Annotated in this window: 17 protein-coding genes; all 17 read left to right on the top strand. The window is 53.8% G+C overall.

The window, feature by feature from the left end:
- Positions 1-25: 25 nt before the first annotated feature.
- The 17 genes from pflA to EHV15_RS28825 all read left to right on the top strand — a co-directional run bounded on the left by pflA (position 26) and on the right by EHV15_RS28825 (position 21,240).
- Positions 26-781, top strand: coding sequence for a pyruvate formate-lyase-activating protein (gene pflA, locus EHV15_RS28905; RefSeq protein ID WP_128634284.1), 756 nt, complete (start codon positions 26-28; stop codon positions 779-781).
- Between the two features lie 196 nt (positions 782-977).
- On the top strand, positions 978-2,366 hold the full coding sequence (locus EHV15_RS28900; protein ID WP_128634283.1) for an extracellular solute-binding protein: 1,389 nt from the start codon (positions 978-980) through the stop codon (positions 2,364-2,366).
- Positions 2,367-2,449: 83 nt separating this feature from the next.
- Entirely contained in the window at positions 2,450-3,334 is an 885-nt protein-coding gene (locus tag EHV15_RS28895; protein ID WP_128634282.1) for a carbohydrate ABC transporter permease, read from the top strand.
- Positions 3,334-4,161: a carbohydrate ABC transporter permease gene (locus EHV15_RS28890; protein ID WP_128634281.1), complete on the top strand. Its 828-nt coding sequence runs from the start codon at positions 3,334-3,336 to the stop codon at positions 4,159-4,161. The genes EHV15_RS28895 and EHV15_RS28890 overlap by 1 nt, the downstream gene beginning before the upstream one ends.
- A gap of 78 nt (positions 4,162-4,239) precedes the next feature.
- Entirely contained in the window at positions 4,240-6,084 is a 1,845-nt protein-coding gene (locus tag EHV15_RS28885) for a cache domain-containing sensor histidine kinase (protein WP_128634280.1), read from the top strand.
- Positions 6,059-7,684 (top strand): response regulator, encoded by a 1,626-nt coding sequence (locus tag EHV15_RS28880; protein ID WP_128634279.1) that lies wholly within the window; start codon positions 6,059-6,061, stop codon positions 7,682-7,684. Before EHV15_RS28885 ends, EHV15_RS28880 begins: the two co-directional genes overlap by 26 nt.
- Before the next feature lie 19 nt (positions 7,685-7,703).
- Positions 7,704-9,347 (top strand): beta-N-acetylhexosaminidase, encoded by a 1,644-nt coding sequence (nagZ, locus tag EHV15_RS28875; protein ID WP_128634278.1) that lies wholly within the window; start codon positions 7,704-7,706, stop codon positions 9,345-9,347.
- Positions 9,348-9,460: 113 nt separating this feature from the next.
- Entirely contained in the window at positions 9,461-11,692 is a 2,232-nt protein-coding gene (locus EHV15_RS28870) for a copper amine oxidase N-terminal domain-containing protein (protein ID WP_128634277.1), read from the top strand.
- A 200-nt stretch (positions 11,693-11,892) separates the two neighbouring features.
- Positions 11,893-12,351, top strand: coding sequence for a Fur family transcriptional regulator (locus EHV15_RS28865; RefSeq protein ID WP_128634276.1), 459 nt, complete (start codon positions 11,893-11,895; stop codon positions 12,349-12,351).
- Between the two features lies 1 nt (position 12,352).
- Entirely contained in the window at positions 12,353-12,631 is a 279-nt protein-coding gene (yidD, locus tag EHV15_RS28860; protein ID WP_128634275.1) for a membrane protein insertion efficiency factor YidD, read from the top strand.
- 405 nt (positions 12,632-13,036) lie between these two features.
- Positions 13,037-15,064 carry a methionine--tRNA ligase gene (metG, locus tag EHV15_RS28855; RefSeq protein WP_128634274.1) on the top strand — a complete coding sequence of 676 codons (2,028 nt, stop codon included), beginning with the start codon at positions 13,037-13,039 and terminating at the stop codon, positions 15,062-15,064.
- Positions 15,065-15,390: 326 nt separating this feature from the next.
- Entirely contained in the window at positions 15,391-16,407 is a 1,017-nt protein-coding gene (locus EHV15_RS28850; protein WP_128634273.1) for a metal ABC transporter substrate-binding protein, read from the top strand.
- A 109-nt stretch (positions 16,408-16,516) separates the two neighbouring features.
- Positions 16,517-17,278 (top strand): metal ABC transporter ATP-binding protein, encoded by a 762-nt coding sequence (locus EHV15_RS28845; RefSeq protein WP_128634272.1) that lies wholly within the window; start codon positions 16,517-16,519, stop codon positions 17,276-17,278.
- 49 nt (positions 17,279-17,327) lie between these two features.
- On the top strand, positions 17,328-18,131 hold the full coding sequence (locus EHV15_RS28840; protein WP_128634271.1) for a metal ABC transporter permease: 804 nt from the start codon (positions 17,328-17,330) through the stop codon (positions 18,129-18,131).
- Between the two features lie 44 nt (positions 18,132-18,175).
- Positions 18,176-18,889 carry a cytochrome c biogenesis CcdA family protein gene (locus tag EHV15_RS28835; RefSeq protein ID WP_128634270.1) on the top strand — a complete coding sequence of 238 codons (714 nt, stop codon included), beginning with the start codon at positions 18,176-18,178 and terminating at the stop codon, positions 18,887-18,889.
- A gap of 134 nt (positions 18,890-19,023) precedes the next feature.
- Entirely contained in the window at positions 19,024-19,449 is a 426-nt protein-coding gene (mntR, locus tag EHV15_RS28830) for a transcriptional regulator MntR (protein WP_128634269.1), read from the top strand.
- A 129-nt stretch (positions 19,450-19,578) separates the two neighbouring features.
- Complete coding sequence (locus EHV15_RS28825) at positions 19,579-21,240, top strand: family 10 glycosylhydrolase (protein WP_128634268.1); 1,662 nt, start codon at positions 19,579-19,581, stop codon at positions 21,238-21,240.
- The last annotated feature ends 145 nt before the right edge of the window (positions 21,241-21,385 follow it).

The raw sequence follows: 21,385 nt of genomic DNA, 5'->3' as shown, positions 1-21,385 counted from the left end.
GCCTGTCACAGAAAGGGTGACGAAAATGCTAAAAGGTCGCATACATTCATTAGAAACTTTCGGAACGGTCGATGGCCCGGGTATTCGCTTCGTGCTCTTCATGCAAGGCTGCCTGCTGCAGTGCCAGTACTGCCATAATCCGGACACCTGGAACCTGTCGGGCGGGAAAGAAATGACGGTTGAGGAAGTGCTCGCCGAAATCGAACCCTACCTGAACTACTACCGCCCGTCCGGCGGAGGGCTTACGGTCTCGGGCGGGGAAGCCACGCTGCAAGCCCCGTTCGTGACCGAGCTGTTCCGGGAAGTGAAGAAACGTTGGAACCTTCATACGACGCTGGATACGAACGGGTATAATGAAGGGAATAAAATCCGCGATCTGCTGGATGTGACCGACCTCGTACTGCTTGATTTAAAGCATATCGACAATGAAAAGCACATCAAGCTGACCGGCAAACCAAACGACCGGATGCTGAACATGGCCCGCTGGTTGTCCGATCAGGGACGGAGCATGTGGATTCGCCACGTATTCGTTCCCGGCATCCATGACGACGAACAAGATCTGCGGGATCTTGGGCGGTTTATCGGCAGCTTGCAGGGCGTTGAGAAGTTCGAGATTCTCCCGTACCACCAAATGGGGATCTACAAATGGCAGGAGCTTGGTTGGGATTATCCGCTTGACGGCGTTCCGTCGCCGACGGAGGAACAGATCGAGCGAGCGTACCGGATCATTCATGAGGGAGAACGAGAAGCAGCTGAGCAAAGACAGGTTCATGTTAATTAACATGACGTTAAAATGAATAATCTTGACCGAAACGGTTAAATCGGACATTTACATGTCAGGTTTAACCGTTTTCATTTTGTCTTTTGGATGATATTATCCCTCTAATAGAAAAATGTCCTCCTTACCAAAAAAGTAGACGCTTTCTATAATGAGGGGTGTAAGTGAATCTACCGCGTTTGAGGAGGGGTCTAGAAACATGAGGAAAAGTTTGATGCTGCTGCTGTCATTGATTTTTATCGCCTCCGCGCTGCTCGCCGGCTGCGGATCATCAGGAAACGGGGGGAATCAAGCTCCGGCCAACGAAGGGCAAGGGACCGCAAATAACGGGAATGCCGGAACCGGGACGGAGACGAGCAATGAACCGTTCGAGATTACGATTCGCCACACGCAAGTCGGGGAATCGAAGAAGTTCCGTTTGGCGATGCTCGAGGATGTTGTCAAGCAGACGGAAGCGGCCGTCCCCGGTTTGACGGTCAAGCTGGACGCAGTGGACTCCGAAGTCAACCGCAAGGAGAAGCTGCGCGGCGAAATGGCCGCCGGGAAACCGCCGGAAATCTTCGATGTGTTCGGCAGCCCGGATGCGGAGCTGTATGCTAAAGAGGGCTTGATGCTCGATTTGACGCCAATTATCGAAGAGCTTGGCATCAAGGATAAGTTCACGACCCTCGATCCGTTTACCCATGACGGCAAAGTGTACGGACTGCCGATCGGCGGATCGATCGAAGGCTTTTTCTACAATAAAGAGTATTTTGAGCAAAAAGGGCTGCAGGTGCCCAAAACGCTGGGCGAGCTGGAGCAAATCGCCGAGAAAATCAAGGCCGACGGCAAAATTCCGTTTGCGCAAGCCTCCAAGGACGCCTGGATTCCGCTGATGACCACAAACAATTTATGGTCGTATTACGCGGGGCCGGAAATTACGTACGGCTTCAAGACCGGCGCAACGAAATGGACGGACGAAAGTATGGTCAAAGCGATCGCCAAACACCAGGAATGGGTGCAAAAGGATTACTACAAAAAAGGCGAGCTTGGCTTTGAATACGCGGACATGAGAAATCAAATCATTACGGGCGAAGCGATGATGATGATGGACGGCTCCTGGGCCAACTCCGTCTTCCGCGATCCCGAGCAGGCCGGCGACATGGTCGGCAAAATCGGCTACTTCAACATGCCGCCGCTGAACGAAGGCGACCCGGTCATCGTGATGCAGGACGCCAACAACGGGTACGGCTTCTCCAGCGCCGTCGCGGAAGATCCGCGAAAGCTCGCGGCCGTCAAAGAGTTCATCAAAAACATGTGGACGGAAGAAATGCAGCTGCGCGGGCTTAAAGAAGATGGCGTGCTGCCGGCGATGAAAATGGATCTCGAGCAGATGAAAACGGCGTCCGACGACCCGCTGATGCAGGACATTTTCAAGGGTGTCAGCGAAATCGGCACCTCGTTCCCGGCGTTTGACGCACTGGTGCAGGCTGATGTAAATACGGCGCTGAGCATGGGAATTCAGCAAATTATCGGCGAAGAAATCAAGCCGGAGCAAATGCTGGAAAACGTCCAGGCCGCACAGGATGCAGCCAACGCCGTAGAGTAACAGATCACGAATGAATTTCGGCAAGGGCGCCGCTCGCCTCGATGGCGTTGGCGCCTTTGCTCCCGACTACGGAGGTTATTGGCATGAACAAAGCGCTTAGAAATCCTCTGCTGTATGTGCTGTTCGTTTTACCGGCCTTTGTGCTTTTTCTGGCCTTTTTTATTTATCCGATTTTTACCGCCATCAATCACAGCTTTACCAGCTGGAACGGGATCTCGAAAAACATAAGCTACATCGGCTTGGACAATTACGCCACGGCCTTGCATGATCAGGCTTTTTGGAAATCGGTGCGCAACAACGCGTATTTTATCCTGTTTTCCTGCCTGATCCAAGTGCCGCTGATCGTCTTTTTTTCGCTGCTGATCGCAAGCGTGAAGAAGCTTAAAGGCTTGTACAAGACAGCCGTGTTTATGCCGTCTATTATGTCCACTGCCGTGATCGGCATTTTGTGGGGATTTATTTATAACCCGGATTTTGGGCTGATGAACAAGGTGCTGGGCGTATTCGGCATTCCGCCGGTCTATTGGCTGTCGGACAAAAATTGGGCGATGTTATCCATCTTGATTACGAACGCCTGGCAGTGGACCGGCTTTTACATCGTGATGGTGCTGGCGGCGATCCTGGCCATTCCGCGAGAGCTGGAAGAAGCGGCGGCGATCGACGGCGCGAGCGGCATTCAGAGGGCGTTAAAAATCACGATTCCGCTCATCATGCCGATCATTTCCGTCGTCATCATGCTGTCGGTGGCCGGGGCGATGAAAGCGGCGGACATCGTGCTCGTCATGACTAAAGGCGGTCCGGCGGGATCGACGGACGTGATGGCGACGTATATGATCCGCTACGCGATCACCAGCTTCCGCCATGGCTTCGGCAACGCGATCGCGGTGCTCATTTTCGTGTTTACGATCCTCATTACGGCGGCATACCAGGTCTTCGTCTCCAGACGAACGGAAAGGATTGAATACTGATGAGAGCGCTCAAAAAAACGATCCCGCATCTATTTCTAATGGCCTATCTGCTCGTCATTTTATATCCGTTTCTGTTCGTGTTGTTTTCCTCGGTCAAAAGCAACAACCAGGCGATTGCTGCAAACCCGTTTGGACCGCCGGGTTCGATCATTTTTGACAATTACGTCAACGCCTGGGTGAATGCCAAAATCAGCACCTATTTTTTTAACAGCTTGTATATCGGCGTATTGTCGGCCTGTCTGTCCATCCTGCTGGCGGCGATGCTGGCGTTTGCGGTGACGCGGATGCGCTATGGCCGGATCAGCATGGTCATCTTTCAGTTGATTCTGCTGGGCATGCTGATTCCGAACAACTCGCTTTTGCTGCCGATTTACGGGATGATGCGCAGGCTGGACGTGCTCGACACGCACCTGGCGCTCATTTTGCCTTATGTGGCGAACGCGATTCCGCTATCGGTCATTATCCTGGCCGCCTTCATGCGCTCGATCCCCGGGGAAATCGAAGAAGCCGCTGTCATGGATGGGCTCGGCTCCGCCAGGCTGTTCGCGCGGATCATCGTTCCGCTGACCGTTCCGGCTATCGTCACGGTGTTTATCGTCAATTTTCTCGGGAACTGGAACGAGTTTTTGCTGGCGAACTACTTTTTGTCCAGCGACGAACTGCGCACGCTGCCGGTAGGCATGGTCGGTTTCCGCGACGCCTACAATACGAACTATGCTCAGATGTCGGCCGGGATCGTGTTCAGCGTGCTTCCCGTCATGATCATTTACGCCGTGCTGCAGGAAAAAATTATTGAAGGGGTGACGGCGGGAAGCGTTAAAGGATAAGCGGCGGCGTGGTAAAATGAGGTAAAACGCCAAAATAGACGTCAAGCATATTCGCTCAAAGCATGGGAGCTGCCGCCGATGAATCTGCGCATTAAATTGTTTACCGCCTTTTTAGGGCTCGTCATTATCCCTTTGTTTATTTTGGGGATTATTACGTTTTGGGTCACCTTCCGTTCGATCGAAACGAAATACAGCCAACAGGCGGAGTATTCGCTGAAAGCGATCGGCTACAGCATCAAAAGCGCGCTGCATGAAATGGACAACGTGACCGACAACGGCATTGCCAAGGGCGTGTTCCAGGATGCGCTGGTGGCGAAGGACCCGGATTCGCAGGATTTGACGGCGACGACCCAACTGGAGCTGAACGCCAACCAGCGGAACTTCCGCTCCCTGCTGTACAGCCATCCCGCCATCGACTACGCGTTCCTGTACAATCTCCATGGCGGGGGACGCTCGAATGTTATTGCGATTTTTAACAAGGAAAATTTTCAAACACTGCCTTACGAAAAATTCAAAGAGCATCCTCTATATAATGAAGTGATGGCGTTAAACGGGATGCCAAGGTGGATCGGTCCGCACGAATATCCGGAATTGACCGGGTCGGACAGCGTGTTTACGCAGATCCGGCTGATCAAGAAGCTGAGCAATCTGGGGCGTGTGGGCGTGCTGGTGGTGCAGATCAAAAATTGGGAATTCGAAAAGATTTTTCAGAACTTGAATTTGGGCAGCAATTTGCAGGATACCCGGTTTATGCTGGTCAATGATCAGGGGCTTATTTTGTACGATTACCAAGCGGAGCTGGATGGCCGGCAAATCGGGGAGTATATTTCGCACAAATGGCGGTTCCCCGAAAGTTACCACAGTTTCAAAGGGAAATTTGACGGGCAGGAAAGCGTCATTTCGATCTATAAGCTGCAGGATTACCCCTGGAGCCTGGTGTCGGTGACTTCCTGGAGTTATTTGTCCCGGGAGGTAACGATGTTCGCCAAATGGTTTGTGGCGATCATTTGCGTGTGCGTGCTGACGGCGATGCTGTTTAACGTGCTGTTTATGAACCGGATTACCGGAACGATCGGTGTGATCGTGCGCTTTATGCGCAAGGTCGAAAGCGGCGATTTGCACGCCCGGGTCGACGAAAAAGGCGACGACGAGCTGCTGCTGCTGCAAAAAGGCTTCAACAATCAAATGGACAAAATCAATGAATTGTTCGAGCAAGTGAAGCGGGAGCAACTGCAGAAGGCCAATGCCGAGCTGAGGGTGCTGCAGGCGCAGATCAAACCGCATTTTCTGTTTAATACGCTGGAATCGATCAATGTGCTCGCCGTGCAAAACGAAGGGCGCAAGGTCAGCGAAATGGTCGTTCGTCTTGCCAGCATTTTGCGCATCAGCATCCAGGGGCGGGAAGAGATCAAGCTGAGCGAGGAAATCGAGCATTTGCGCAATTATTTGGAAATCCAGAAATTCAGGTTCGACGATTTGTTTGATTATGAAATCAACATTCAAGGCGAGATGCTGAATTGCCGGGTGCTTAAATTGACGCTGCAGCCGCTGGTGGAAAACAGCATTCAGCACGGGTTTGAAGGAATTGAGTACAAAGGCAAAATCACGGTAACGGGGAGCATGGAACAAGACCGGATTCTGCTGAAAGTGGAGGATAACGGAATTGGGATGACGAGCGGGCAACTGGCGACGATTCAATACGCGGACCTGGAGGATCCGGCCTACGGGACGGTGACGCCTTATCCGAGTCACGAACGCCGGGGGCTGGGGCTGCGCAGCGTGTACGATCGGCTCAGGTTCAAATACGGCCGCAAATACGGCTTGTTTATCTGTTCGCAGCCCGGGTACGGAACGATTATTCAGTGTGTGATACCTAAATACGGGGCGGGTGATGACGATGCGTTTAAAGGCTCTGCTGGTTGACGATGAAATTCATATTTTGAGCAATTTGTCGAAAATATTGCCGTGGGGAGATATGGGGTTTGAAATCGTCGGTTTGGCCCGGAACGGCAAGGATGCGCTGGAAGCGGCGGCCTTGCATCGTCCCGATTTGATCTTGAGCGACATCCGCATGCCGGTTATGGACGGGATCACGCTGCTGCAAAAAGTTCGCGAGCTGAATTTTCCCTGCGAAATTTTGCTTCTGACGGGGTATCAGGAGTTTGAATATGCGAAGACGGCGATCCGTTATGGGGTAAAAGATTACATTTGCAAGCCGATCCATTATGCCGAGCTGGAGGAAACGGTGGGGCGGATCGCCGGCGAAATTCGGGAGAAACGCAAAGCGCTGGGCATGGAGGAACGCCTCCATCAGGCCAAGGATTTGGCCGCCGAAAACTTCCTGCTCCATGCGCTGCTTGGACAGGAAACGGAAAACGGCGCTTTGTGGGATGAGGAGCAAGGTCCGGCGGAAGAGCGGTGTTATGTCCTCCTGCTGCTGGATTTCGAGGGTTACTCGCATCATTCCCTGCCCTGGAGCGCACCTCAACGGAAAGCTTGGAATTTGCGGACCAAACACGCGATCAAAGAAATTTTCGGCGGCGTTTTCCCCGCGGGAGCCACGGTGCTGCAAATTCGCGAGGGAGAATGGTGTCTGGTGGTCCCGGTTTCGACGGATAGCCGGCCGATTACGAAATGGACGCTGCAGCCCGGGTTTGAACGCCTGCGCCAACGGCTGCGGGAAGATGACGAGGCTGGGCTTGCGGTCCGATTCTGCCTGGAGCCCCGGCCGCAAACGGCTCAGGAACTGGCGGCCGCGTACTATCGGTTGCAGCAAACGCTGATCTTAAAAGCGCCGGAGGAATGGTTTTTGGAGGCGGGGGAAGGGCGTACGGAGGACTTCAGGGAAATATGGCCCGCTGACGCTGGGGATTCCCGGATGCACTGGCGCTGGATCGAGCAGCTTAGCGGCGGCCTGCGCAATGGCAACCTGGAAGCCCTGGAACAGGTCGTGGCGGAGCTTAAGCGGTATATCGGTCATATGGATGAGCATCGGGCGTATGCTGCCGTTAAACTGCTGCATTACTTGCTGATTCATCTGCTGCGCGAAATGCGCGAGCTGCAGATGCTGCCCGGCGAGCAGGAGGAAGCTTTGTGGCAAAGGCTGCAGCGCTCGCTTAGCCTCAAGGACCTATTGTCCCTGATCGTATCGTTGATTGCGCAGTCAAGATCCTGCCTCTCATCCAAAAAGACCTCCGAGCTGCTGATGATGACCGCGGAGAACTACATTCAGCGGCATTTGGGCGACGATTTCGGCATTGAGGAGCTGGCCGATCATCTCGGGATCAGCACGAGTTATTTCTGCCTGCTGTTTAAAAGCCACTTCGGGGAAACGTTCGTCGAATACCTGACCAAACAGCGGATCGAATTGGCCAAATGCCTGCTGCGGGAAAGCGGGCGCTCGATCGCCCAGATCGGCAGCGAAATCGGCTACCAGGAGCGGCGCTACTTTACCAAAGTGTTTCAAAAATATACCGGGATGACGCCTTCCGATTACCGTCAGAAGGAGACGAACGCATCCTGAGCGGGGAGATGGACGGGATATGAACGCAGGAGCACTCACTTTGGAGCAAAAGGTCGGGCAGCTGTTTATTTGCGGTTTTCACGGCGTAACGCCGGATGAGCATATTCGGACGCTGATCCGGCAATACCATATCGGCGGGGTCGTGTATTTTCGCCGCAACATCGAATCGGCCGCGCAGCTTGCGGGTTTGTCGCGTTGCCTGCAAGCGATCAACCGGGAGGCGTCCGCAGTCCCGCTGTTCGTTTCAATTGATCAGGAAGGCGGCATGGTCGCCCGGCTGGATCATGAAGGGATGAGCCGGATTCCGGGAAATATGGCGCTTGGGGCGGCAAACGATCCGAGGCTGACGGAACGGGTGGCCGCTCTGGCCGCAAAGGAGATGGCCCTGCTTGGCATCAACTTTAATTTTGCGCCCTGCGTCGACGTCAACAACAATCCGGCGAATCCCGTCATCGGCGTGCGTTCCTTCGGGGAGAATCCGGAGCTTGTGGCGCAGCATGGGGCTGCGGCGATTCGCGGTTACCTTAGCCAAGGCGTGATCGCCACGGCCAAGCATTTTCCCGGGCACGGCGACACGGACGTCGATTCCCACCTCGGGCTCGCCGTGGTGCCTCACGGCAAGGAGCGGCTGCACGAGGTCGAGCTGGTTCCGTTTCGGCGGGCCATCGAGGCGGAAGTGGATGCGATGATGACGGCGCATGTTATTTTTCCGGCTTTTGAGCCTGACGAAATTCCGGCGACGTTATCGCGGCGCGTGTTGACCGAATTGCTGCGGGAAGAGCTGGGCTACCGGGGACTCATCGTCACCGATTGTCTGGAGATGCAGGCGATTTCCCGCCATTTCGGAGTAGCGGAAGGTGCCGTGCGCGCGATCGAAGCCGGGGCCGACCTGGTCCTCGTCAGCCACACGATGGCGGAGCAGGTCGCCGCGATCGAGCAGGTATGCGCGGCGGTGCGCGGCGGGCGCTTAAGCGAGGAGCGGATCGATGCGTCGGTGGCGCGGATTTTGGCGCTGAAGGCGGAGCGGCTGGGGGGCGCGGCAGGCGAGACGTACGCGGCGGCGTCCGGGCCGCCCGATCCGCTGACGCCGCAGGCGGAAAGCGCCGGCTTGCTCCGCCGCTGCGCCGAACGCAGCGTCACGCTCGTCTGCGATGCCGGCAACCTGCCGCTTGATCCGGCTAGGCCCGTGCTGGTCGTGTGGCCGGAGCTGCGCCACCGCACCGAGGTCGATGAGCCGGCGGTGCATTCTTATACGCTTGCCGATGCGTTAAAGCCGCTGCATGAGCAGGTCGTCCTTGCTCTTATCGGCTCGCGTCCGGCGGATGCGGAAATCGCCGCCGTGCTCCGGCAGAGCGAAGGTTTTGAACAAATCGTCGTGATCACCTACACGGCGGAGGGAGAAATCGATGAAGGGCAGAAACGCTTGGTGAATGCCCTTATTCAAGCCCGGGGCTCACGGCGGCGGCTGATCGTCGCTTCTTCGCGGAATCCTTACGATATCCATGCTTTTCCGGACGTCGGCACGTATTTGTGCCTCTACGAAAATCGTCCTTTTGCCCTGGATGCGTTGGCCGGGGTGCTGACCGGAAAACTTCGGGCCAAAGGAGTCTTGCCGGTGAGCCTGAGTACCCGTTATTCCACGGGGAGCGCGAGGGACAAATAGTTTGTCTAATTTTGTATATAATCTTTAGAAACTTTTCCCCTTTACATGCGTTTAATAGATTGTGAGATCACGAGGGATCTACATAAAAATGGGAGAGTAAAGGGAGTTTAGGCATGAATTTGAAACGATTGTTAATCACCACGATTTTGGCAACATCGCAAATTGCCATGGTTCTTCCGGCAAGCGCAGAGGAGCTCATCCAGGGGGATAATCCGGGCGCGAACAGTGTTTCGGAGCAAACGATAGATCAGGCCACATCGACTGATCAAAGCGGGATGAATGAAGACAATGCGGGTCAGGTTCAAACCGGAGGCCAGACCGGGGACTTAGAGCAGACAGGAAACGACGACACGGACGGAACTGCGGTTCCTGCGGAAGGGCAGGACGGAACGAATGAAGGGAACGGCGATGTGCCGGTGACGGAGCCGGCTACGACGCCAGTGACTCCTGGCTCCCAAACGACCACGACGGGTTCGGGCCAGCTGATTTTGATGGTAAACAGCAATAAAATGTACCAAAACGGGAAGGAATACCTGGCCGGCTATCCGATGGAAGTCAAAGACGGCGTATCCTACATCTCGATCCGCGCCATTGTGGAGCGGGCCGGATTTGAACTCTCTTTTGATAATAATACCAAGGAAACGATCATTAAGCGCGGCAGTGACGAGCTGCGTTTTAAACTGGATACGACCTATTACAAGGTAAACGGCGTGACGCAAACGATGAAGGGGAAATCGTATTCCGTCAAAAACAATTTCATGGTGCCGTTGACGGCGATCACCAAAGCTTTGAACATTTCTTATCAATATGATTCGGTGGGCAAGCGGGTCATCGTGAATCTGGCGACACTGCCGGAAGCTTCTTTTACGATCGGCAATAAGGAGATTATAGCCGGCGAGACACAGGTGCAATATATCACCCAATCCTCTTCTCCGATCGGCCTTGAGATCGTCAATGAAGAATGGACCGGCCGGCAGGACGTGTTCACGGAGCCGGGAAGCTATACCGTTACCTACCGGGTTCAGGATTCCAGCGGCCAGTGGAGTAAACCGTACTCCTTGACCATCAACGTATCGAAGCCGCATACGCCGCCGGTAGCCAACTTCACCACGGACAAAGATACTTACAAAATGGGTGAAGTGATCACCTATACGGATCTTAGCACCGATGAAGTCGGCATTAAAGACCGCATTTGGGAAAACAAGAAATTGGCCTTCTTTACACCGGGCCCGCAAACGATCCGCTTGAAGGTCGTCAACCAGTTCGGCCTGTTTTCGACGGTCGAGAAGACGATCACCATTACGAACGACTTGCTGTATACCGAAGACAATTTCAACAAGCTCTTTACCCCGATCGGCGACAAGTATGCCTTCGATGGTACGACGGTGCCGAGCTGGGAAAAAGTGCAGTATACTTATACGTCCGACCCGGTCACTCTGATTCGCAGCAACAGCCCGGAGACGGTATATAAGAAAGGCTTGTTGTACCGGGAAACCGCAATCGGTGCAACGCGCTTCATGGTCCATCACGTGAACTCTACCGGACAACCGATGGACATGTACGTGATTGCGACGAACAACAATACGGAAACGGCCCATTTGACCCAAACATATCTTGGGTTCGGCGGACCGAGCCCTTATGCCACGGCGGCGGGGAAAGTGTCCGTGCAGCGGTATTTCGAATCGATGCAAACCGGCGACAAATATAAAGACATTTGGATCGCTCCGGGCGAGAGCAAAGTCATCCTGAACGAGCTGAGCGCGAGTACCATGAAGCAAGGGGACGTCATTTCTTTATTTGCCGATTTATACAGTGATCAAACCATGCAATATAACGTGGTGATGGTCGATAAAGGGCAGGACCCGTTCAACGCGCTGCCTTACCTGGCCGCCCTTCCGGAGGACGTTCATAACCGGGGAACTTACATGGAATCCACCCGGAACATTGAAGTCACCAATCTGGTCGGAGATAAGCCGGCCCGCCTGATGATTGGCGACAACTCAAGCGATCCGTTCCAGATCGGCGCGGACGGAGTAACTCAAGCCTATAAAATGAATGCCGGCAATTTCGGCATGTTGTATAAAATTAAGCTGTACCGCGTTGCGCCGAATACGCTCGTGACGTTTAACCCGCGGGGCGGAAGATATATGGGCGTCATTATGGTGAACGGAAGTATCGTAAACCTGGCCAATAACAGCGCCAGCTTAAAGGCTCCGAACGAAAACGGCGTGCTGTTCCGCACCGGGGAAAGTGAACAGACGGTAGAGCTGCTGTTTACGGCGGCTCCGGGCAGCAACCTGCCATTCAGCATTCTGTTCCAGCAACTGCCGGAAAAGAAATTCTAAACGGAAACCAGGCACGGCGATCGCCGTGCCTGGTTATTTTTTAGAAATGTTCTTGATCGGCTTTGCTCCAAAGATTAATTGCAAATCACATTTTGCAACTATTCTATAATCAAAGCCCTGTCTCATTGACGGGGCTTTCGATTTGCGGCATTATTAAAGAAGACGCATGTAGAAACGGTTTAAGACGGGAGGAATGTCACATGCTGTCGACAGAGGAAATTATCAAAGTGATGTCCAGCCGGGGGCTGCGGATTACGGATCAACGCAAAAGTTTGGCGAAGCTGTTTGCCGAGACGGACGGTTATTTGACCCCAAAGGACGTTTATGACTATATGGGCAAGAAATACAGCGGGCTCAGCTTTGATACTGTATACCGAAATTTGCGGGTGATGGAGGAACTGGGCGTACTGGAGCAGATTGTGTTCGAAGATGGGCTGAAGTTCAGGGCCTCCTGCAGCAGTGAAGGAGAACATCATCATCATATGATCTGCCTGCAATGCGAAAAGACGTACCCGATTCATTTTTGTCCGATGCCGCTGACCGATGCGCCCGAACAGTTTCAGGTGGTGAAACATAAATTCGAAGTATTCGGGTATTGTAAAAACTGCCGCCCGGACGCGAAAGAAGCGCAGGTTCCGGAGCAGCACGGGGTGTCCTGAAATGGGCGTGGTGCGCAAGACGTTTCAGGCTCCGATATACGTTTACCGCAAATTTATTTCTCCTCTGAAGCCGCCGACCTGCCGGTTTTATCCAACCTGCTCGGCATACGCCCTGGAGGCGATCGAGGTTCACGGGCCGCTGAAGGGATCCTGGCTGGCGGCCAAACGCATCGCGAAATGCCATCCTTTTCATCCGGGAGGCATTGATCCGGTTCCGCCGAAAGTGGAAAAACGGCGAGATGGACGCGGAACACCGCCGGTAAGGGACGGCCAGGCCTGACGTTAAGCGTTGAGTTGGTGCGCCGCCCTGCTTGACACGGCCTAAAACTTTTCCTAAAATAAAGAAAGTTATATACTTCCAGTGAACGGATAAGTACAAAGAAGGGATTCAGCCACAGAGAGCCGGGGGAGCTGCAAACCGGTCTGAATTCGCTTTGGAAGATGGTCCGGGAGGAACCGCTTTCGAGCCGGCCCCCGCGTTTTTACGGACGGATGGGTAAGGGAGCGGCGTAAATCCGGCGTTAACGGAGGGGTCGTTTATCGACCTGCAGAGCCCGCTGTCTGCGAAGGCGCGGGGAATTTGGGTGGCAGCACGTGAGCAAACTCTCGTCCCATAGGGGACGGGAGTTTTTTTGTTGCATTTAAATGCGTGTTCAACAACCTCTTAATAAGGAGATGAAAGAGTATGTCTAACAACAAACCTACCTTTTACATCACAACGCCGATTTATTACCCGAGCGACAAGCTGCATATCGGGCACGCTTATACGACGGTGGCCGGCGACGCCATGGCGCGCTACAAGCGGCTGCGCGGGTATGACGTGCGCTACTTGACGGGGACCGACGAACACGGGCAAAAGATCGAGCGCAAAGCGCAGGAGAAAGGCCAGACCCCGCAGCAGTTTGTGGACGGCATTGTCGCCGGAATCAAGCAGCTGTGGGAGAAGCTGGACATCTCTTATGACGATTTCATCCGCACGACGGAGCCGCGGCATAAGCAGGTCGTTGAGGAGATTTTCGACCGGCTGGTTAAGCAAGGCGATATTTACAAAGGCGAATATGAAGGCTGGTACAGCATTCCCGACGAAACGTACTATACGGAATCTCAGCTTGTTGATGTAGTCCGGAACGAAAAAGGCGAGGTTATCGGCGGGAAAAGTCCGGAAAGCGGTCATCCGGTTGAATTGGTGAAAGAAGAATGTTACTTTTTCCGGATGAGCCATTATGTGGACCGTCTGCTTAAGTATTATGAGGAAAATCCGGACTTCATTCAGCCGGAATCGCGCAAAAACGAGATGATCAATAATTTCATCAAACCGGGGCTGGAGGATTTGGCCGTATCGCGGACGACGTTCGACTGGGGCGTAAAGGTGAAAGGCGATCCGAAGCACGTTGTGTACGTGTGGATCGACGCTTTGTCCAACTATATTACCGCACTGGGGTACGGTACGGATAATCCGGAGCTGTTCGAACGGTATTGGCCGGCGGACGTGCATCTGGTGGGCAAGGAGATCGTGCGTTTCCACACAATTTACTGGCCGATCATGCTGATGGCCCTGGGGCTGCCGCTGCCGAAAAAAGTGTTTGGTCATGGCTGGCTGCTGATGAAGGGCGGCAAAATGTCCAAATCGAAAGGCAATGTCATGGACCCGAACGTGCTGATCGAGCGCTACGGTCTGGACGCGACCCGCTATTATTTACTGCGCGAGGTACCTTTCGGTTCGGACGGTTCGTTTACGCCGGAAAGCTTTGTGCAGCGGGTAAATTCCGATCTCGCCAACGATCTGGGCAACTTGCTGAACCGGACGGTTGCGATGATCGACAAATATTTCGGCGGCGAGGTGCCGGCGTACCGGCCGAATGTGACGCCGTTTGACGCGGATCTGGTTAAGGCGGCGGAAGAAACGGTCCGCAAGGTGGAGGAGGTGATGGAGAATATGGAGTTCTCCATCGCTTTGACCCACATTGGGGCGTTTATCAGCCGCACGAACAAATACATTGATGAGACGCAGCCGTGGGTGCTGGCGAAAGATGAAGCCAAGCGGGCGGAGCTCGCTTCGGTCATGGTCCATTTGGCCGAATCGCTGCGTTTTGCTTCGATTTTGCTGCAGCCGTTCCTGACGCAGGCGCCGGCGAAAATCTGGGCCCAGCTCGGGATCGCTCCCGGGGAGCTGACGACCTGGGAGAGCCTGCATACGTTTGGCCTGATTCCGGCCGGTATGAAGCTGGTCAAAGGCGAGCCGATTTTCCCGCGGCTCGATGCGGAGCAGGAAGTCGAGTTCATCGTGAACTCGATGAGCGGAGGAGCGCCGGCCGGGGCGGAGGCGGCCGTACCAACAGAGGCGAGCGCTGCTGCGGCGGCACCGGCGGCGGAGCGGCCGGAGCTCAAGGACGAAATCGGCATCGACGATTTCGCCAAGGTGGAGCTGCGAGTGGCGCAGGTGCTTGCCTGCGAGCAGGTAGAGAAGGCCGACAAGCTGCTGAAGCTGCAGCTGGATCTCGGGTTCGAGCAGCGCCAGGTTGTATCCGGCATCGCCAAGTTCTACAAGCCGGAGGAACTGGTTGGGCGCAAGGTCATTTGCGTCACCAACCTGAAGCCGGTGAAGCTGCGTGGCGAGCTGTCGCAGGGGATGATCCTCGCGGCTTCGCAAGGCGATCAACTGACGCTGGCTACGGTTCCGGACTCGATGCCAAACGGCGCGGTCGTCAAGTAAGTTTAACGGGGCTGCGGTCATTCGCCCAAAAAACCGCCGGGAGTCCATGTACTCTTTGGCGGTTTTTTGTTTTTTGCGGGCTTTTTCGAGGAAGACTAGAATGTAGCCGGTCCGGTTATCGCTGCCCACCCTAACGGACCCCAGCGCTCTGATTTGCCCGAAAATGGCCAAAATGTTCGTTGAAACGCCGAATAAGGTCATCTGTAGTAAGATGGCCGGCACTGTAGTTTTACAAAAGCGGCCTGAATTAATAGTTGACAATCGTCTATGAATGGCCCTATAATCCTTTTGGTAATCATTACGATTAAGAAAAGGAGAGATAATCCATGCGTTTACATAAAAAAAGCTGGATCATACCGGCTGCTCTGCTGCTTGCGGGAGCACTGCTGCTTTCCGCGTGCGGGAAGGATTCCGAAGGAAAGATTGTAGAGGGCAAAGTTAATGTTGTGACGAGCTTTTATCCGATATATGAATTCGCCAAGGAAATTGGCGGGGAGAATGCGAATGTCATCAACCTGCTGCCGACGGGTGTGGAGCCGCATGATTGGACGCCGCGCAGCCAAGACATTTTGAATACTTCGAAAGCCCAATTGTTTCTGTACAACGGTGCCGGGCTTGAGGGCTGGGTGCCCAATTTCCTGAAGGGGCTGGGGAATGACGCCCAGGTCAAAACGGTGGAGGTCAGCGAAGGCATTGAGTTGATTCGGGCGGAAGGCGACGACGGCCATGGACATGGAGCGGTGGCTGAGGAATCTGAGGAAGCAGGCCATTCGCATACGGAAGGAACTCAGGATTCGCATGAAGGACATGACGTCGGCGCATCCGTCGATCCGCATACCTGGGTAAGCCCCAAATCCGCGATGGTTATGGCGAAAAACATCAAAGACAGCTATGTCGCGGTCGACCCGGAGCACCAGGCGGATTACGAAGCGCGTTATGAAACGTTGACCGCTAAGCTGCAGGCGCTGGATGCCGAATTTACGGAGCAATTGTCCGCCGTGACCCGTTATGAAATCGTCGTCTCGCATCAGGCGTTTGGGTATCTGTGCCGCGATTACGGTTTGACGCAGCATGCGATCATGGGGCTTTCGCCGGAAGCCGAGCCGCGGGCGCAGGATTTGGTCGCTTTGTCGAAGCTGGTGAAGGATCGCGGAATCAAGTATGTTTTCTTTGAGGAACTGGTCTCGGATAAATTGGCCAAAACACTGGCATCCGAAGCCGGCGTGCAGACGCTGGTGCTGAACCCGGTCGAAGGCTTGACCAAAGCGCAGGAACAGGCTGGGGACAACTATTTCACCTTGATGAAGAAAAATTTGCAAAATTTGATTCTCGCTCTACAATAAGAAAAGTAAGAAGAAACGATGATCGACGAACATTCAATGAAGACAGACCGCATTTAGCGGAGTTTTTCTTGCGATATTAGGGGGCCATTGCTCCGGAAGGAAAGACGTTATGAAATCCGACACTACTGCGGCCTTGGAGGCCGTTTGCCATGACAGTATCATTGAGCTGGACCATGTCTCTTTTGCCTATAAAGAACAAAAAGTGATTTCCGACTTCAGCTTCGTCGTCCGGGAGCGTGATTTCGTCGGGGTAATCGGCTCCAACGGAGCGGGCAAAACGACCCTGCTGCGCATGATGGTCGGTTTGCTGTCGCCGACGGAGGGGGAAATCCGCTTGTTTGGCGAGCCGATCCGGCGTTTTCGCGACTGGGAACGTATCGGATACGTGCCGCAGAAAAACGCGTTTAACCCGCTATTTCCGGCGACCGTTCGCGAAGTGGTAATGTCGGGATTGTACAGCAACAAAAAGATTTTCCGCCGTATCGGACGCGAGGAGCAGCGTAAATGCGACGATGCGTTAGAGGTGATGCGGATCGGTGATCTCGCGGGCAAGCGGATCGGCCAGTTGTCGGGCGGGCAGCAGCAGCGCGTTTTTTTGGCCCGGGCCTTGGTGAATAAGCCGGATTTGCTCGTATTGGATGAGCCGACCGTCGGGATCGACGCGCAGACGCAGGCCGATTTTTTTGAATTGATTTTTCATATGCACGCTCACCATCATATGACGTTCCTCATGGTTTCCCACGATATCGAAATGATCGAAGGGCGTCTGGGGAGCGAGCCGCGCGAGCGGTGCGGCGCGATTAAATTTTATGTGCGCCATTCGCATGAGCAGGATTGCGCCATCCCTGACCTGCAGCATTCGCTGAATTAGCCCTTACGAAGTGAATTTTGCTTCGCAAAATTTTTAGGAGATGTGAATCTTGGAAATCTTAACCGCTGATTTTTTTCAAAGAGCGTTGGCCGGAGGGTTGCTTATCGGGTTGACGGCGCCGTTGATCGGGATATTTCTGGTGCTGCGCCGCTTGTCCATGATCGGGGATACACTGGCGCACGTGACGATTGCCGGCGTCGCTTTGGGCTTTCTCGTCGGCGTATACCCTGTAGGGATCGGGCTGGCCTTTGCCGTTGTCGCTTCCTTTGCGATCGAAAAGCTGCGCAAGGCGTACAAAGGTTATGCCGAGCTTTCGATCGCCATCATTATGTCGGGCGGGGTTGCTTTGGCTTCCCTGTTCTTTACGCTGGGAATGGGTTACAATACGGATGTAGTGAGTTATTTGTTTGGAAGCATTTATACGCTTGATACCACTGATCTGTATGTCGTAGGGGGCGTGACCGTCGTTGTTGTTGCGGTGGTGTCCTTGTTTTTTAAGGAATTCTTTCTGCTCACTTTTGAAGAGGACGCGGCGTCTGTCAGCGGGTTGCCCGTAAAGCTGCTCAATTTGCTCATCACTGTAATGACGGCGCTCGTGATCAGTACGGCGATCAAAATCGTCGGTGCCTTGCTGGTATCCGCGTTGCTGACGATTCCGGCGGCCTGCAGTTTGCTGATCGCCCGCAGCTTCAGGACATCCGTCATTTTCTCGGTTATTGTGGCCGAAATCGCCGTGATTGCCGGTTTGATGACGGCGGGAATTTGGAACTTGGCTCCCGGTGCGACGATCGTGCTTCTGCTGATTTTTATGCTTATATTAACCTTGCTTGGTAAAAAAGGCTTATCTGCTTAAGCCGGCGGTTATGGCGTTTATATAGTACTGAACTGGAGGTTACGATGGCCGATATCAATCTGGGACTCGCTTTCGGCGCGGGGGTGGCTTCGTTTATTTCCCCGTGCTGCCTGCCTTTATACCCTTCCTATCTATCCTATATCACCGGGATGTCGGTTCAGCAGCTGAAGACGGAACAGAGCAAGCGGGAGGTCCGATTCCGGACGATGACCCATACGCTCGCCTTCATTCTCGGTTTTTCCGTCGTTTTTTTCACGCTTGGTTTTGGCGCGGGGTTGTTTGGCGAACTGTTTAACCAATACCGGGATCTGATCCGCCAGCTTTCCGCCATTTTGATTATATTAATGGGGTTGTTTTTGCTCGGCATTTTTCAGCCTCAATTTCTGATGAAGGAGCGCAAGCTCGACCTCAAATTCAAGCGGGCCAGCTACATCGGATCGTTCATTTTCGGCGTCGGCTTTTCCGCCGGCTGGTCTCCCTGTGTCGGGCCGATTTTGGCGGCGATCATCGCGCTTGCCGTCAGCGAACCGGGGACATGGCTTGGCCTGATTACGGCCTATACGCTGGGATTTGCCGTGCCTTTTTTTATTCTGGCGTTTTTTATCGGTTCTACCAAATGGATCGTCCGCTATTCCGCGGTGATGATGAAAATCGGCGGCGCCCTTATGCTGCTCATGGGCGTACTGTTGTTTACGAACCGCATGGCTCAATTCACCATTTGGCTGCAGCAAATTACTCCGGAGTGGCTGAAGTTCTGACATGGGTTGAAGCGAAGAAAGTGTGCAAAAGTGCACTTGCCAACGGACAATCATAACATGTATCATTAACAGAGTAGTGTTTTTTTGCGTACAATGAAGTCTGCTTCAACACATGGAAAAGAGGGAATCATCAAATGCCAACGCCCAGTATGGAGGATTATTTAGAGCGAATCTACAAGCTGATCGACGAGAAGGGATACGCGCGAGTATCCGATATCGCGGAAGGTTTGGAGGTTCATCCTTCGTCTGTCACGAAAATGATTCAGAAATTGGACAAGGATGAATACTTGATTTACGAGAAATATAGGGGACTGGTATTGACCAGCAAAGGCAAAAAAATCGGAAAACGGCTCGTGGACCGGCACCATCTGCTGGAGGAGTTTCTCGGCATGATCGGGGTCGATCATGAAAATATTTATAAAGACGTGGAAGGGATCGAACATCATCTGAGCTGGGATTCCATTACCCGCATCGCAACGCTGGTGGAATATTTCAAACGCGACAGCTCGCGGATTCACGATCTGGAAAACGTGCATCAGGAGTTATTAAACGAATCCTAGAAGAAGCATCTGTCTTATGACCAAGGCAGATGCTCTTTTTTTCGTAAAACCGCAACTCTTGGGCTCTCCAAAGCGTTAATAAAGAAGTAGACGGATTTGTCCATACATAATATTTTTTGGAGGTTACTGATGAAATTTCGCACTTGGTTTATCCCTCTTCTCGTTCTCCTGCTTGTGTGGCCGCTGGGCGGGCAGATGAAGGCGAGCGCAGCTGACGCCATTACGATACTATTGGACGGGACGAAGTTATCCACCGATGCCCCGCCTTATATCAAACCGCAGCAAAACGTGACGATGGTTCCGCTAAGGGTCATTAGCGAAGGCTTGGGCGCAAGCGTGGCGTGGTCGCAGGCCGCGAAAACGGTCACGATCCAAAAGGACGGCAGCACCCTGGCTCTTGTCGTCGGTGAGCAAACCGCTCAGGTCAACGGTGCTCCGGTAGGGCTTGACGTTTCGGTGGAAAATACGCAAGGGCGCACGATGGTCCCGCTGCGCTTTGTCAGTGAGCAGCTTGGGCTGGAGGTTGATTGGAATCAGCAATCGAAGACGATCTCGCTCTCCACGGGGCAGGAAGCGGAAACGCCTGCCGCCGGCATGGATAAGGATACCGGCAAGGACGACTCGCAAATCGGCCTGCCGCAAACACCGCAGGCGCCGCAAACACCGCAGACGGGAACGGCCGCGGACGGGCTGCGCGGCGTCTGGGTGTCCACCGTATCCAATCTGGATTGGCCGAGCAAAAACTCGTATGGAAATGCGGAAGCGCAAAAAGCGGAATACATCAAGCTGCTTGACGATGTGCAGGCGATGGGGATGAACGCGGTGTTCGTCCAGGTTCGCCCTTCGGCGGACGCTATTTACCCTTCCGAGCTTGTTCCTTGGTCCTCTTACTTGACGGGTACGGCCGGTAAAGATCCGGGGTACGATCCGCTGGAGTTTTTGATCGAGGAAACGCATCGTCGGGGCATGGAGTTCCATGCCTGGTTTAATCCGTTCCGGGCCAGCACGGGCGGGGATGCCAGCAAGCTGCCGGCGAACCACGTCGCCAACGAGCACCCGGATTGGATCGTGAAATTCGACGGCAAGCTCTATATTAACCCGGGCATTCCGGAAGCCAGGGAACACGTGATCGAGGCGATTATGGAGGTCGTCCAAAACTACGATATCGATGGCGTCCACCTGGACGATTATTTTTATCCGACGGGAGAAACGGCATCAAGCAAATTTAACGATGACAGCACGTTCAAACATTACAATGCCAATCAAATTTCGAGCAAGGGAGACTGGCGCCGGGATAACATCAATCAATTTGTGCAGGATCTCGGGGCCGGCATCAAGCAGGAGAAGCCGAAAGTCTCGTTTGGCATCAGCCCGTTTGGGGTATGGCGCAACAAAGCGAACGATATGACCGGCTCCGACACAAAGGCGGGCATCACGGCTTACGACAGCACTTATGCCGATGTGCGCGCCTGGATCAAACACGGCTGGATCGATTACGTTGCTCCGCAACTTTACTGGAGCCTGACGCGCAAGGAAGTCCAATACGACGTGCTGGCCAATTGGTGGGCCGGCGAAGTTCGGGGCACAGGCGTGAAGCTGTACATCGGCCATGCTCCGTACAAGATCGGCACCCCGGAAGTCGGCTGGTCCAGCGCATCGGAAATGATCAACCAACTGGAGTATAACCGTCAGGTCCCGGAAATCAGCGGCAGCATCTTTTTCAGCGCCAAAGACCTGCGCAAAAACCCGCTTGGGCTGATTCCGCTGCTTAGGGAATATTACGGTTTGTAAGATTTTTTACTGGATTTGCTTGACAACGGAGTTTGGATCATATAAATTCGTACTCATACTATCTCATATGAAATAGCCGTGATTAAGGACATAAGCATCCATTTCGCGCCCCCAGAGAGGAGGCCAGCGAGCTGAAAGGCCTCTG

It is taken from the genome of Paenibacillus oralis (assembly GCF_003863965.1).
Taxonomy (GTDB): Bacteria; Bacillota; Bacilli; order Paenibacillales; family Paenibacillaceae; genus Fontibacillus; species Fontibacillus oralis.
Note: the sequence above shows the minus strand (reverse complement) of the source record. Positions and strands in the feature narration are given on the sequence as shown.